Genomic DNA, 14,688 nt, shown 5'->3' on the forward strand with positions numbered 1-14,688 from the left:
GTCGCGCTGCGCCTTTATGATTCGCAGCCAAAACAAAGAACCCGCAGCATCGGTGATGCTGCGGGTTCTTTCAAGTCGACCTGAGTGCTACATGAAAGCGATCAAACTCAAACCGCCACCGCGCTCAACGCATCTTCCGTGAGCCACAGCGACTCGGCGAGATCCTGCTCATTGAGGTTGAGTCCGTCCCCGCCACGATCGACAACGATAAAGTCGCTCACGTCGCCCAACGCGATCAGCGGATGGTGCCACACGCCCTTCGCATAGTTCACGCCCTGCCAGCCGCTCGTCACGAACGCGCGAATCTTCGACGCGTCCAACTCGCCCGCCGGCGCCACAACCACCAGATACGGCTTGTCGTTCAGCGGCACGAATGCCTGGCTGCCAAGCGGATGCCGTTCGAGCATCTTCACTTCGAACGGCAGCGTGCGCGGCTGTCCGCGAAACAGGTTGACGAGCGTGCGGCCGTTCTCGTCGGCGACGTCCACTTTCGCGAGATCGTGAAAGCGGATCGTCGTACCGAGGTTGATCGGGATCTGCTTCGCGCCTTCGAGTTCGATCACGTCGCCAAACGCGGCGAACGCTTCCTTCGTCAACGGTTCGATCGCGAGCGTTTTCATGATGCGAGTGTGCCCCACAAACGCAGACGCGACACGCCGCCGTCCGGAATGATGTTAAAGCGCACGTGCGTCACCGGACCCAGTGCCGCGATTTCGCTTTCGAAATAGTGCTGGTTGTCCATCTTCAGTTTCTGTTCGCCGAGCAGCACCGGCCAGAACATGGCCTGCGTGATCAGCGAGCTGTCCGTGCCGCCCGTGACATACGCGGCCTGAATCGAGCAGCGGTCCGGAAAGTTGCCCTTGAAGTGCGCCGTATCGACTTCGATCTTTTTGATCACGCCCGGCTGCGCCAGGGCGACGATCGCCCAGTCGTTGCCCGGTTCGCGACGGCGGCGCGTTTCCCAGCCGTCGCCCATGTTCACGCCACGGCCCGGCATCAAAATTGTCGACGCTGCGCCGAAATGCTGGTTGTTCGCCGCGACGAGATATGCGCCGTTTTCCATCGCCGCCAGATCGAACTGCTCCGTGCGGCTCGCGCCGGCCCAATCGACTTGCGGTTGACCATACACACGCAGACGCGCGATGCCGCCGTCCGGATAGATGTTCACGCGCAGGTGCGTGTACGCATTCGCGTCGCTGACTTCGTGGTAGTGGTGACTATTGCCTTGCAAGGTGGTCGACGGCACGATTTCGGTCCATTGCGTCGACTGGTTAGGCGCGCCATCCACCACGCGCGCGGCTTCCACCGACGCCGCCGGCGGGAAGTTGCCCGTGAAGTGACTGGTGTCGAGATCGAGGCCCTTGATCACGCCCGGACGCGCCAATTTCACCACGCACCAGTCGTAGCCGTTGGCGCGCTTGCGGCGCGTTTCCCAGCCGTCCATCCACTTGCCGTTGTCGTCGTACTTGCCCGGAATGAAGACGGCCGGCTCCGGATTCAGCATGCGTTCCTTCGGTGCGAAGAAATCGTCGCTGGCCTCGAGCGCCTGCGCGCCCAGGCGCGGGTCCGCCAGATTCACATAGCGGCGCGTGTATTCCGGTGCGTTGGGGTCGAGAATCGGGAGTGCCATCTTAGTCTTCCTTAGTGTTGGTCAGTGCTCAAAAAACGTTTCGGTTCGAATCCAGCGACGCGCGGCAAAACCTTACGCGTCGATCAGGTCGTCGAGCCGGAAACGTGCGATGCGATAGATCTGATCGAGGCTCGCGCGCAGTTCGTCGGCGCGGCTGTTGTTCACGCGCGCCTCGAAGTTCGCGATGATGCCGTGACGGTCATACCCGCGCACGGCAAGGATGAACGGAAAACCGAATTTCTCGCGATACGCCGCGTTCAGCGCGAGCAGCCTGTCGAACTCTTCCTGCGTGCATTGCGCGAGGCCGGCGCCGCTCTGCTCACGCGTGGATTCGGCGGTCAGTTCACCGCGCACCGCGGCCTTGCCGGCGAGCTCCGGGTGGGCGTTGATCAACGCCAGTTGCTTCTCTTCGCCCGCCGTCTCGACGATATTCGACATCTTGCGATGCACCTCGTCGATGCTGGCGAAAGGCCGTTGCTGCGCGGCGATTTCCGCGACCCACGGCGAGTGCTCGAAAATGCCCGACAGCGCGGCCACGAACGCGTCGGTCGAGATGCTGTTGAGTTGATCCAGAGTGTATTGCATCGCCTTCATGCCGCAGCCCCGCGGTCGTTTTGTTGATAAGGATGATGATCGCGCCAGTGGCGCGCGATATCGACGCGCCGCGTGACCCACACGCGATCGTGCTGTTCGATATGGTCGAGGAAACGTTGCAGCGCGCGGAAACGCCCAGGGCGCCCGAGCAGACGGCAGTGCATGCCGATCGAAAGCATCTTCGGTGCTTCGTCGCCTTCTTCGTAGAGCACGTCGAAGGCGTCGCGCAGGTAGGTGAAGAAGTGGTCCGCGGTGTTGAAGCCTTGCGGGCTCGCAAAGCGCATGTCGTTGGTGTCGAGCGTGTACGGTACGATCAGTTGCGGCACTTTCGCGCCGCCAGTCACATCGACGTCCATCCAGAACGGCAGATCGTCGCCGTAGTAATCCGAGTCGTACAGGAAACCGCCATATTCAGCGACCAGGCGCCGCGTATTGGGACTGTCGCGCCCGGTGTACCAGCCGAGCGGACGCTCGCCCGTCACGCGCTCGATCGCTTCCATGCCGAGGCGCATGTGTTCCGCTTCTTTCTCCGGCGCCATGTCCTGATAGTGAATCCAGCGATACCCGTGGCAGGCAATCTCATGCCCGAGTTCGACGAAGGCGCGCGCCAATTCCGGATGCCGTTCGATCGCCATGCCGACGCCGAACACCGTGAGCGGCAGCTTGCGCTTTTCGAATTCGCGCAGGATACGCCAGACGCCCGCGCGCGAACCGTATTCGTAGATCGATTCCATGCTCATATGACGTGCCGGAAAAGAGGCGGCGCCGACGATTTCCGACAGAAACTGCTCCGAGCCCGGATCGCCGTGCAGCACGCAGTTTTCACCGCCCTCTTCGTAATTCAGGACGAATTGCACTGCGACACGCGCTCGACCCGGCCAGTTTGCCTGCACCGGGTGGCGGCCGTAGCCGATCAGATCGCGTGGGTAGTTCGGGTCGAGTGGCATGGTTTGACGAATGCGTGGTGACGGTACGTAAAATTCGCGTGGAACTCACGTGGCATGCACATGAGGTTGCGCGGACTCGCGCGCTGAGTGCAAACGACTCACGCCGGCGCGGGTTGAAAAACATCAGAAGCAGTACCGAAAGCAGCAGAAAAAAGCCTTTCAGGCAGCCCGCGCCGAGTTGGACCAGTGTAGCGAAAACACCCGGGTGCGCCCATACACCCGGGCAGATAGTGCGTGTCAGACTGAATGTATGTGCGGCCCCGGCTCTGTAGTGTTTACCCGCAATAAATCGGCCGTTCCCCCATTTTCCGGCGACTTTGCGGCGGAAATGACGGTAGAGCCGCGCGGGGCGAGCGGATTCGGGTCGGCGTCGGTGGGGCTGAAGGACGCCAGCGCGCCGTCGTAGCGCTTGGCCAGCGGCCGCGCGTAATCGCCACGTTTGGCCGTCGATAGACGCAGCGCGATCAGCGCCTCGGTCCACTTCACCGCTGCCGTCACGCCCTCGATCACCGGTGCGCCGAGCGCGTCTTCGATCTCCGCGCACAGTTCGGCCATACCCGCGCAGCCGAGCACGATCGCGTCCGAACCGTCTTCCGCGAGCGCACGCCGGCATTCGTCGAGGATGATGCGGCGCGCCGCCGAGCCTGGCTTGTCGAGGTCGAGCACGGCGACGTCGGTGGCGCGCACGTTGCGGCAAAACCGCTTCATGCCGTAACGCTCGGCGAGGTGCCACGCCATGCCGCACGTGCGCGCCAGTGTGGTCACCACCGAGAAGCCGGGCGCCAGCACGCTGGCCGCATGCATCGCCGCCTCGGCAATGCCGACCACCGGGCCGCGCGCCAGTTCACGCGCGGCGTACAGACCGGGGTCGCCGAAGCAGGCGATCACGTAGCCGTCGCAGCCTTCACGCTCTCCGGCGGCGACTTCGGCCAGCAAGCCCGGCGTGGCGAGCGCTTCGTCGTAATACCCTTCGATCGACGGCGGCCCCATGGTCGGATTCACCGCGATGACTTCGGTGCCCGGCGCGGCGACGTCGCGCGCGCAGCGGCCCATGGCTTCCGTCATGCGTTGGGTCGTGTTCGGGTTGATCAGTTTGATACGCATATCGACTCCTGTTGCTTCCGCAAAATTCAGCGTGCAAGAACACGATAGAACAACGCAGCGAGGCCTGCGCCGATAAACCACGAGAAATTCGCCATGCCGTCGAGCGCGGGCACCATCACGCAGGCCACCGCGATCACGGCAGCCGGCAGCAGCGCGGCGACAGCCCGGTAGTTGACGCCGTTGCGATACCAGTACGAACCGGTGGGCGCGACCGTGTACAGATCGTCGAGGACGATCTTCTGACGCTTCACCAGATAGTAGTCAACGATCAGTACGCCGTACAAAGGTCCGATGAAACTGCCGAGGACGTCGAGCGTGTAGTGGATCACGGCCGGGTTGTTGAACAGATTCCACGGGGTGATGAAGATCGACGCGACCGCTGCGAGCATACCGCCCATGCGCCAGCTAATCAGGCGCGGCGCCACGTTGGAAAAGTCGAAAGCGGGCGAGACGAAGTTGGCGACGATGTTGATGCCGATAGTCGCGATCGTGAAGGTCAGCGCGCCGAGAATCACCGCAGTCGGATAGTCGATACGGCCCACGGTTTCGACCGGGTCCGTGATCAGTTCGCCGAACACCGGCAGCGTGGCCGCGGTCGTGATCACCGTCACCAGCGAGAAGGCCAGGAAGTTGACCGGCAGCCCCCAGAAGTTGCCGCGCTGCACGCTGCGAAAGCTCTTGCCGTAGCGCGAGAAGTCGCCAAAATTCAGCATCGGTCCGGAGAAATACGACACCACCAGCGAGATCGCCGTGATCATCACCGGCACGACCTGCATGCCGTGATATTTGACACCGCCCAGGTTGATGCCGATGTTGCGCCATCCCGCGCGATACACCATGTAGCCCGCGAGAATGAACATCACCACGTAGACGGCGGGACCGGCGAAGTCGATGAACTTCTTGATGGTCTCCATGCCGTGCCAGAACACCAGTGCCTGCAACACCCACAGCAGCATGAAACCGGTCCAGCCGAGCGTCGAGAGTCCCATGAAGCCATGATGATGAACATCGGCGTAAGGCAGCAACTGCGGAACGAACTTCAACACGACGATCACCAGCGCGCTCGAGGCCAGATAGGTCTGAATGCCATACCACGCAACCGCGATCAGGCCGCGAATCACTGCGGGAATATTCGCGCCGAGCACGCCGAAGGTCGCGCGGCACGCCACCGGATACGGCACGCCGTTCGCCTGGCTCGGCTTGGCGATCAGGTTGCACAACAGGTTGACGATCGTAATGCCGACCAGCAGCGCGATCAGCACCTGCCAGCTCGTCAGGCCGAGCGCGAACAGACTGCCCGCGAACACGTAGCCGCCGACGCTGTGCACGTCCGACATCCAGAACGCGAAGATGTTGTAGGCGCCCCAGGTTTGATGCCGTAACGGCGCGAGATCCTCGTTGTAGAGGCGGTCGCTGTAGCCTGCGGGCATCGACGGTTCGCTGGGCGCGCCGTCGTCTGCGTAAGGGGAAATTGCGGGATTGCCGGGCGCTGCACTGAACTGAGCCATGATTCCTCCTTGGAATAGGGACCGTCGATAGCGAATCGAAGGACATTGCATCGGCCATGCCAGTCGCGCCCTCCTCGTCCGCATGAATGGAGGGGTCATGACGCGTCTGTCCCGGCCGTGCCGCGGATGTCTCCGTACTTGAAGTACTTGTGGTTGTCGCACCGCCGGCAACCGCGAAGTCCGCCGATGCGTTACTACCCGAAGTCCGTCGCCCGGCGGCGGACACGCGTGCACAAGCCGGCAGCGCTCACGCCGAGCCGCCTTGCAACGCTTGTTCGTTCAGTTCAATTCAGTGCGGCGCGCACCGGGAACGGGCGCACGCCGGCCGCCTGCCTCAGCCTGGCGCGGACCTGGTCTTCGATGAATCTCTGGCTGCGCCGTTGAGGGCGCCGAACACTTCATGCAGATCGGCCGCGCCACGTGCGGGGCGGTCCAGCATCTTCAACTCGACGCTTTGCAGATGGCGCGACATTAAGGCCGCCGCCTCTTTTGCATCGCCGGCGTCGAGTGCGGCGAGAATGGCTTCGTGGTCCTCGAACGAGCATGGGCTGCGTCCGAGCGACTCGTACAGCGCGGAAATCAGTGTGGAGCGCGCCACCAGACCGTTCAGGCAGTCGCACAACACAGCGTTGCCGGTGAGTCCGGCCAACTCGGTGTGAAACTCGCCCGACAGGCGAATCCACGCCGGAAAATCACGTGTTTCGAACGCTTTGCGTTCCCGGCCGATCATGCTGCCGATGCTCTTCAAACGCCGCATGCCGTGGCCGCTGCAGATCTTTTCGACCACCGCCAGCTCGATGATGCGGCGCATCTCGAACACTTCGTGGACTTCCTGCAGCGACGGACTTGCCACGAACGCCCCGCGATTCGGTTCGAGATCGACGAGGTGGTCGGTTGCCAACTGTGCCAGCGCCTGCCGGATCGGACCGCGCTTCACACCGAATACTTCGCATAACTGTGCTTCTGTCAACTTGGCGCCAGGTGCGAGCCGATGCTCGAGGATCGCGGCGCGGATGCGCTCGGTGATCGCTTCGGGTTTCAAACTATTCGCGGCAGCGGAGTCTGTGTCGGACATGATGTTCGTCTCGGTATGTTGGTCATCATAGGATGGACATAAAAATTGTCAACAATTTTTGTCTTGAATTTTGACAATCTTGGTGGCGAGATTGAGCTGACGGACGGTCGGCCCGGCCTGCGTATCCGGTGGCATCTCAGTACAGGTTTAATTAGGCTTGGTTGAGATCGTTCATTGGTGGCTTGTTTTGTCAACAAAATTGGAGGACCTTGCGGGGGCTGTTCTGCCGGTGGCAGGCCATAGAAATCGACCGTTAGTTGCGTTAACCGACTTAAAAAGAAAGCGGACAATCGCCCGCTTCCCTCCTCCGTCTAACTCAGGTGAGGTATGGATAGCCCGACACACTAAGTTTAAAGCCGTGCGCATTCGCGACGAGATGCGCGTCCGCGCCCACAGGTAGCGTCACCATGTTGCGGACATGCCCGAATTGCAAGCCGGTGACGACCGGAATGCCGATCACCGATCTCACCTGCTCGATCATTGCGTGCAGATCGTAGCCGTTGTCGTATTCGTAGGGCTTGGCGCCGGAGAAATCGCCCAGCACGAGCGCCTGTTGCTGCGCAAGAATGCCGGACAGGTGCAACTGGTAGATCATCCGCTCGACCCGGAACGGCTGCTCGTTGACGTCCTCGATAAAGAGGATGCCGCCCTGCACCGGCGGCATGTACGGCGTGCCGATCAGCGACGCCAGAACCGCCAGATTGCCGCCCCACAACATGCCAGAGACGTCGACCGGCTGCGCTTGCGGCGTGTTGTTCGAGATCGCCATGGTCGGCTTCGTCACCGCCGACCAGAAGCGCTGCATGGTGAACTCGCTCAATTCCTCCGCGCCGAAGTCGCTCATCACCATCGGGCCGCCGAAGCTCTTCACGCCGGCGCGCGCCAGCAGCGCAAGCTGGATCGCGGTGAAATCGCTGTGTCCGACCAGCGCGATCGGCTGATCGGTGAGCCGCCGTTGCAAGCCTTCGTAGTCGAGGCCGTGCAGGATGCGCACCGCGCCGTAGCCGCCGCGCACGGCCAGCACGATGTCCGGCAACTTACGCGAAGGATCGGCGAGGCGGTTCAGCTCGGCCGCGCGCTCGCCATCGGTGCCGGCAAAGCGCTGGAAGCGACGCTTCGTCGCTTCCACGCCCTCGACGTGATGCCCCTGCGCATGGAAGCGCGCCAACGCGCGATGCAGCACCTCGGGGTCGTGCGGATACCCGGACGGCGCGATCAGTTCGATAGTGCGATGGACGGTCATTGGCAGGACCTTGCTGGACGTTGTAGTTTTAGAGCGACCGGGCCGGCCCCGGTGCGATGCCCGGTGCGCTGGCTGCGCCAGCCGCGTCGGCCCGTGCCGCCGCACGCGCTTCGCGGCTCGCGCGCCGCCGCTCGGCAAAGAACGACTTGAGCGCGGCCCCGCATTCGTTCTCGAGCACGCCGCCGATCACCGTGGTGTGATGATTCAACTGAGGATTCGCGAACGCATTGACGACGCTGCCGCACGCCCCCGTTTTCGGATCGCGGGCCCCGAATACGACTCGCGCGATGCGCGCATGCATGATCGCGCCCGCGCACATCAGGCACGGCTCCAGCGTGACGTAGAGTTCGCAGCCCGGCAAACGATAATTCTCCACGGCTTGCGCCGCGGCGCGCAAAGCGGCCATTTCCGCATGCGCGGACGGGTCGTGCCCACCGATCGGATGATTGAAACCTGTGCCAATGACTTCGTCGCCTCGCACGAGGACTGCGCCGACGGGCACTTCACCGGCGGCGCGCGCTTTTTCGGCGGCGGCTTGCGCCAGCGCCATGAAACGGCGATCGCGCTCCGTGACTTCGGGGACAGTGGAACATGTGGGCGGTTCGCCAACGGCTGTCTCTGAACCCGCCGAGGCGGCGGCAGCGCCCGAATCGGTCGCTGCCGATTCAGCGACATCGCTCACCGAGCGTTCGGAACCCGGCACATTCAGCGCTCCGTGAGACTCGACAGAGTCTGAATCCGGCGCGGCGGACTGGGCAAGCGGCGCGCTCACTGCGAACCCGCGTCTGCCGTATCGAGGTTGCCTGCGCGCTCGGATAGCCGCTCGGCGATGCGCCGGCAGTATTCGCGCGGCAAAACCAGCGGGCCGCCACGCAACGATTCAAGTGCCATATCGAGCGCGAGCATGCGCGCCTGGAGACGGCAACGGGTAGCCCGGTCGCTCACGGCATTCAACTCCGCTTGCAGGTCGCGCAACGCGCGCAACTGCTCGATAGCGGGCGGCACAAAGCCCGCGTTCTTCAAAATCCGGTTGGCGACGCGCACTTCTTCGGGGACCAAAGTATCGTCGTCCAGCGACAGCGGCGCGCCGGCGCCCGGTAACTCATCGAATTCGCCTCGCGCGGCGGCGGCGGCAATACGCTGTTCGACTAACGCATCAAGCAATTTCATCTGCAATCCACTACGTTGCGGCCCAAGCATTCTATCAGGGCGCGCACGATCGTTCCGCTTCTCGAACCGACGAAACCTCCTACGTTTTCAGATTCCGCGTATTTGAGGGCACACAGTCGTGCGCTAGCCTCGGCGATTCGTTACCGCGGCACTTACCGCCCCATTTTCCACGGCCAAATCTGACAAAACACTTTCAGCAGACGGCGCTCTGCACGCCTTCCCTCACCGCTCCCACAGTCATCCACGCCATGAAACCCCGAATGATCACTTCAAGCCGCAGTCACACCTCCATCGCTCTCCATGCCCGCATCAGTCCGCAGCCGGCCGCGGATCTCATCAATCCAGGCAAGCGCATTCGAAAACCGTGGCTGCGCGCGACGCTGGCCGGCGTCACCATGGCGTTCGCGCTCTCCGGTTGCGGCGTGTTCTGCGGTGGCGCGGGCGGAAGCGGTGCCGGTTTCGCCGGCGGTTGCGCAACCGGCATGCGGTTCTAGCACAGCGTCCTTCGATACACCGCCGTCACCCAGGGCGACGCGCGCTAGGATTCGGCGCCGGTCAAAGTCCAGCGCGCCAACGCGACATGCCGCGTACGCCCAAGCAAACTGTGCATCAACGCAAACTCACGCACGTTCCAGCAGACCGGCTCGACGGAGCGTGCCGCGGCCCATGGCATTCCATACGCCAGCGTGACGTGCGGTGTGTACTGCGCCGCGGACGAGACCGCGTGCTCACCCAAACCGGCGCTCTGCAACGCACGACCCAAGGCGTCGTGCAGTACGTGCAAGCCGGCGACGCCTTCGCCTCCGCCCAACACCAGCGGGCCCGGTCGTAGCTTCAAGGCAAAGCTGACCGCCGTGTCGAATTCGACGCTAAACGGCTCCATTCTGATCGACGCAGCCGCCTGCATCGCCGCATCGACTCGCTTTTGCGGCAAACCACCGGCGAAATTTCCCAGGTGATGCAAAGTGACATGCAGACGACCCGCCGCAAGCGGCTTGCTCCGCGCGCGCGTCTCCCCGCAAAGCTGTTGCGCGAGCTTCGAGATGCCGGCCGCTGTGGCGGCATCGGGAAAGACGGCGAAGAACAGGCCGTCCGTCGGCGTTGGCGGCGCCTCGAGCCCAGGCAGCCAAAGTTGTTCAGGCATGGCGTTCCTGACCGGATAAAGCCGGCATGTCGATGAATCTCCGTTCATTGTGCGGGCTGACCCGCGATAGCTGCTCTATCCTGACCGCTCGACTGTGCGAGTTTCGCGATCGCCTTTATCAAACCCGGTCGTTACTCTTGAGATAGCTCCCCGTTGCAGGCAAAGGCAGCACAATTCCGCCCACAGCCGTTTCCCTTGTAGCGCTTTCGGCCCGCTTGTTCGCCGGATACGCACCGAAGCCAACGCCCGTTTCCGATAAAAAACCGCTTGCAGTCACCGCCTCCCCACGTACAATACTGTACATCCATACAGTATTGGTGGCAACGTGGAACTGCTCAAAAAGCTGGAAGTATTGGCCGACGCCGCGAAGTACGACGCGTCATGCGCAAGCAGCGGCGCGCCCAAACGCGGCTCGCGCGGCATTGCAGGCCTCGGCGCAAGCACCGGCGCGGGCATCTGCCACAGTTTCACGCCAGACGGGCGCTGCGTCTCGCTGCTGAAAATCCTGCTCACCAATTTCTGTTTGTATGACTGTCAGTACTGCGTCAACCGGCGCTCGAGCAACGTGCCCCGCGCGCGCTTCACGCCCGAGGAAGTTGTCGACCTGACGCTGGATTTTTATCGGCGCAATTACATCGACGGATTGTTTCTGAGTTCCGGAATCATTCAGTCGTCGAACTACACGATGGAACAGCTCGTGCGCGTCGCCCAGTCGTTGCGTGAGGATCATCAGTTTCGCGGCTATCTTCATCTGAAGACGATTCCCGACGCCGATCCGCAGTTGATTGCGCAAGCCGGGCGTTATGCCGACCGTTTGAGCGTGAACATCGAACTGCCTACGGACAGCAGCCTCGCGCTGCTCGCGCCCGAAAAGAACGTGCGCACCATCAAGCTCGCCATGGGCTCGATCCGCCTTGCGCAGGAAGAAGCGCATGGCGACGCCAGAGCGCCGAAGTTCACGCCCGCGGGCCAAAGCACGCAGATGATCGTCGGCGCGGATCAGACGAACGACAGCACGATCTTGCAGACCGCCGCGACGCTCTACGGGTCATACAAGCTCAAGCGCGTCTACTACTCCGCCTTCAGCCCGATTCCCGACAGTCCCTCTGCCTTGCCGGCTCAGGCGCCGCCGTTGTTACGCGAACACCGGCTGTATCAGGCGGATTTCCTGATGCGCGGCTACGGCTTCAGTGCGGACGAACTGTTCGAACAGCCCGGCAACCTGTCGCTCGACATCGATCCGAAGCTCGCGTGGGCGTTAGCGCATCGCGAGCAGTTTCCGGTCGACCTGAACCGCGCGCCGCTGCGCATGATTGCGCGCGTGCCGGGCATCGGCATGCGCAACGCAAAACGTTTGGTGGAGTTACGGCGTTCGCGCCGGGTGCGCTACGAGGACCTCGTGCGGCTGCGTTGTCCGCTGGAAAAGATCAAGCCATTTGTCGTGACGCAAGACTATCGCGCGGCGCTGCATGACACGTCGTCGGCCCGCTTGCGCCGGGTGTTGGCGCCGCCGGTGCAACTGGCGTTGTTGTGAAGCGTCGCAATGCGTGCCATTGTTATCGAAGACCATTTCGTCGCCTGGCGCGCCGCATCGCTCGGCGCTTTAGCTGAAGGCCTCGCGCCGGAGACGATCGAATGGCGCATCAAGCAGGAACCTGAGTTATCGCAGGAGCAGGCGCTGTTCGACTATGGCACGACGTCAGAGGAAGCAGAGGCTCGATCCACCGCCGTGCATGTTTCGAAGGAGCTAGCGGCGCTCTTGCAAGACGCCGCCCTGTGCCGCGAATTACAGCGTTGGGCGTTTCTGTACAAGGTCCTGTGGCGCTGGCATCACGGCGACCGCGCGGCCGCCTCGCCGGCGGACGCGGACGGCGCACGCCTTTATCGCATGGCCAAAAGCGTGCGGCGCGCCAAGCACGACATGATTGCCTACGTGCGGTTTCGCAAGCAGGCGTCGGCGTCAATGTCGGCGGTGCAGACGCCCGAATACATCGCCTGGTACGAACCCGAGCATGATGTGTTGCCGTGGGCCGCGGAACATTTTGCGCAACGCATGGGGCGCGCGACCTGGATGATCACCACGCCGCGCGGCGCGGCTTTCTGGGACGGTCAGCAATTGCATCTGAAGCAGCGCCGCGCCCTACCCCGTGACCATCGTTGCGATACCGCCGACGAAGCCGAGGCGCTATGGCTCGCCTACTACCGCAGCACGTTCAATCCGGCGCGGCTGAACGAGGCAGCGCTTGAACAGCACATGCCGGTACGCTTCTGGAAAGGCTTGCCGGAAGGTCATCTGATCCCGGCCATGATCAGCGAAGCGAAAAGCGGCGCGCGCCGTGTGGCGCAGGCGAGCGGCGTCGGCGCGCTGGGCGGCAAAATCATTCCGATCGAAGCGGACATGGCGCAACCGATTCGCGTCCAGCCCTCGTCGCTCGATACCTGCCGGCGTTGCGACCTGTGGCGCAATGCGACGCAAGCTGTCGGAAGTTCGGGGCCAGGCGACGCGCGCATCATGCTGATCGGCGAGCAGCCCGGCGACCAGGAAGATCTGAGCGGCCAGCCGTTTGTCGGGCCGGCGGGGCAATTGCTGGAGACTGCGATCACGCGCGCCGGCTTGTCGCGCGAGCAGGTCTATCTGACCAACGCGGTGAAGCATTTCAAGTGGGAACCGCGCGGCAAGCGCAGGCTGCACAAAACGCCGGGACAGCGTGAGATCGAAGCGTGTTCTTACTGGCTCGAGAGGGAGATGCACGCGGTGCGCCCGGCGGTGATTGTCACGCTTGGCGCCACGGCGCTGACCGCCTTGCTGCGCGTGAAGGTCAGCCTGAAAGATTATCTCGATGCACCATTCAACGTGGACGGCGGCTGGGGCATCGCCACCTATCATCCGTCGTTCGCGTTACGGCAGCAGACCGACGCGGACCGCGACAAAATACTGGCCGAGATCAGCAACGCGCTCATCCGAGCACGTGAGCTGGCTGAATCCGCCACGCCGACCACAACGAAAGAGCAGCAGTAAAAACGAATGACGCGGCGGAGCCCTCTTCCCTGCTGTTAGACAATCAGTTCACAACAAAAACTCACGCAACGCTACGCCACCCCGCACGTGCCATGCGTACACAAAACATGGCAGGAACGCACCGCGTCATGCAGTAGAGCCGCAGCGGAATGCACCGTGTTGCATGAAAAGCCTCAGTCAACGCAAGGTCGCTCAGATGCCGTCACTCGACCGTCGATAACGAGGACCGCGTCGTCATCGACGTCAGGCACTGGAGGTCGAGCGCGCGCGTGTGCTCGGTCATGTAGTCGACGAACACGCGGACCCGTGCGGGAAGCTGCTTGCGGCTGAGATAGCAGAGGTAATGGCCGCCGTCTTCCGGCGCGTGCTGCGCGAGACAACTGAGCAATTGCCCCTCGGCCAGCAGGTCGCACACCTGATAGGCGGGCAACTGCGCAATTCCCAGCCCGTCCAGCACCGACTGCACGATCAGATCGGGGTCGTTGAATGTGTGCTGCGCAACGGGCTGGTGGCGCTGCGGGAGACCGGCCACCTTGAACTCCCATTCACTGATGCGGCCGGACGCGGCGAGGAAGTTGATGCAACGATGCTCCGCCAGTTCATCGACATGCCGTGGCAGCCCGTGTCTTCGCGCATAAGCGGGCGACGCGCAGACGAGCATCTGCATCGGAATCAGCCGGCGCGCCACGATTCCGCTGTCTGCCAGACGCCCGTCGTGAAACGACACGTCGACACGGTCGGCCGTGAAATCGGCGGGTCGATCGTTCAGCAGCAGTTCGAGGGCGATCTCGGGATAGCGCGCATGAAAGCCCCGCAGCAACGGCGCGACGATCTTGCGGCCGAAGCCCGGTGGAGAGACGATGCGCAGATGGCCGCGCGGCGGCCCGTTGCGCAGCTCCCGCATGTCTTCCAGCGCCTGGGCGATGCGCTCGATGCCAGGCTGACAGTTCTCGTAGAACAGTTCGCCCTCGCGCGTCAACGACGTGCTGCGCGTGGTGCGCAGAAAGAGGCGCGCGTCGAGCTGGGCCTCGAGTTTCTGCACGTTGCGGCTAACGGAGGAACGCCCGATGCCGAGGCGATCGCCCGCGCGGGCAAAGCTGCCTTCGTTGGCAACGGCGAGAAAAGAAACGACGCCGGCGTAGCTGGTCGCGAAACTGCTTGCGAACGGATCGGCGGCGCCGGCGATACGGCGGCGTGAAGGGTCGTCTGACATGGAAGCGCGGTTCGTAAAGTCCATAGCGACTAGACGTATCA

At 63.0% G+C, this 14,688-nt stretch carries 15 protein-coding genes; 3 read left to right on the forward strand and 12 right to left on the reverse strand.

Annotated features, from left to right (window positions below; all coding sequences use genetic code 11):
* Positions 1–107 precede the first annotated feature (107 nt).
* The 10 genes from B0G81_RS36355 to B0G81_RS36400 form a co-directional block, all read right to left on the reverse strand.
* Positions 108–620, reverse strand: a complete 513-nt coding sequence (locus B0G81_RS36355; protein WP_106285573.1) for an ureidoglycolate lyase — start codon at positions 618–620, stop codon at positions 108–110.
* Entirely contained in the window at positions 617–1,630 is a 1,014-nt protein-coding gene (gene alc / locus B0G81_RS36360; RefSeq protein ID WP_134142393.1) for an allantoicase, read from the reverse strand. Before alc ends, B0G81_RS36355 begins: the two co-directional genes overlap by 4 nt.
* 72 nt (positions 1,631–1,702) lie before the next feature.
* On the reverse strand, positions 1,703–2,224 hold the full coding sequence (gene uraD, locus B0G81_RS36365) for a 2-oxo-4-hydroxy-4-carboxy-5-ureidoimidazoline decarboxylase (protein WP_106285572.1): 522 nt from the start codon (positions 2,222–2,224) through the stop codon (positions 1,703–1,705).
* On the reverse strand, positions 2,221–3,171 hold the full coding sequence (gene puuE / locus B0G81_RS36370; RefSeq protein ID WP_134142395.1) for an allantoinase PuuE: 951 nt from the start codon (positions 3,169–3,171) through the stop codon (positions 2,221–2,223). The genes uraD and puuE overlap by 4 nt, the downstream gene beginning before the upstream one ends.
* A 237-nt stretch (positions 3,172–3,408) precedes the next feature.
* Positions 3,409–4,275 carry an aspartate/glutamate racemase family protein gene (locus tag B0G81_RS36375; RefSeq protein WP_134142397.1) on the reverse strand — a complete coding sequence of 289 codons (867 nt, stop codon included), beginning with the start codon at positions 4,273–4,275 and terminating at the stop codon, positions 3,409–3,411.
* Positions 4,276–4,301: 26 nt separating this feature from the next.
* A complete protein-coding gene (locus B0G81_RS36380) occupies positions 4,302–5,783 on the reverse strand; it encodes an NCS1 family nucleobase:cation symporter-1 (RefSeq protein ID WP_134142399.1) in 1,482 nt (493 codons plus the stop codon).
* A gap of 334 nt (positions 5,784–6,117) precedes the next feature.
* Positions 6,118–6,858 (reverse strand): GntR family transcriptional regulator, encoded by a 741-nt coding sequence (locus tag B0G81_RS36385; protein ID WP_134142401.1) that lies wholly within the window; start codon positions 6,856–6,858, stop codon positions 6,118–6,120.
* Between the two features lie 316 nt (positions 6,859–7,174).
* Positions 7,175–8,101: a muramoyltetrapeptide carboxypeptidase gene (ldcA, locus tag B0G81_RS36390; RefSeq protein ID WP_134142403.1), complete on the reverse strand. Its 927-nt coding sequence runs from the start codon at positions 8,099–8,101 to the stop codon at positions 7,175–7,177.
* 28 nt (positions 8,102–8,129) lie between these two features.
* Positions 8,130–8,810: a tRNA adenosine(34) deaminase TadA gene (gene tadA / locus B0G81_RS36395; RefSeq protein ID WP_243856810.1), complete on the reverse strand. Its 681-nt coding sequence runs from the start codon at positions 8,808–8,810 to the stop codon at positions 8,130–8,132.
* A gap of 59 nt (positions 8,811–8,869) precedes the next feature.
* Positions 8,870–9,271: a DnaJ family domain-containing protein gene (locus tag B0G81_RS36400; RefSeq protein WP_106285565.1), complete on the reverse strand. Its 402-nt coding sequence runs from the start codon at positions 9,269–9,271 to the stop codon at positions 8,870–8,872.
* Positions 9,272–9,531: 260 nt separating this feature from the next.
* Between B0G81_RS36400 and B0G81_RS36405 the strand changes: the two genes are divergently transcribed.
* A complete protein-coding gene (locus tag B0G81_RS36405; RefSeq protein WP_134142407.1) occupies positions 9,532–9,765 on the forward strand; it encodes a hypothetical protein in 234 nt (77 codons plus the stop codon).
* 44 nt (positions 9,766–9,809) lie between these two features.
* On the opposite strand, the gene B0G81_RS36410 is transcribed toward B0G81_RS36405, so the two are convergent.
* Complete coding sequence (locus B0G81_RS36410) at positions 9,810–10,415, reverse strand: 2'-5' RNA ligase family protein (RefSeq protein WP_134142409.1); 606 nt, start codon at positions 10,413–10,415, stop codon at positions 9,810–9,812.
* Positions 10,416–10,740: 325 nt separating this feature from the next.
* Here B0G81_RS36410 and B0G81_RS36415 point away from each other — a divergent pair, with 325 nt between their 5' ends.
* Both B0G81_RS36415 and B0G81_RS36420 read left to right on the forward strand, forming a co-directional pair.
* Positions 10,741–11,949 (forward strand): putative DNA modification/repair radical SAM protein, encoded by a 1,209-nt coding sequence (locus tag B0G81_RS36415; RefSeq protein ID WP_134142411.1) that lies wholly within the window; start codon positions 10,741–10,743, stop codon positions 11,947–11,949.
* 9 nt (positions 11,950–11,958) lie between these two features.
* Complete coding sequence (locus B0G81_RS36420; protein WP_134142413.1) at positions 11,959–13,434, forward strand: UdgX family uracil-DNA binding protein; 1,476 nt, start codon at positions 11,959–11,961, stop codon at positions 13,432–13,434.
* 202 nt (positions 13,435–13,636) lie between these two features.
* Here the strand turns inward: B0G81_RS36420 and B0G81_RS36425 are convergent, their stop codons facing one another.
* A complete protein-coding gene (locus B0G81_RS36425) occupies positions 13,637–14,647 on the reverse strand; it encodes a LysR family transcriptional regulator (protein WP_134142415.1) in 1,011 nt (336 codons plus the stop codon).
* Between the last annotated feature and the right edge of the window lie 41 nt (positions 14,648–14,688).

Origin of the sequence: Paraburkholderia sp. BL6665CI2N2, from assembly GCF_004366535.1 — a bacterium.
Taxonomy (GTDB): Bacteria; Pseudomonadota; Gammaproteobacteria; order Burkholderiales; family Burkholderiaceae; genus Paraburkholderia.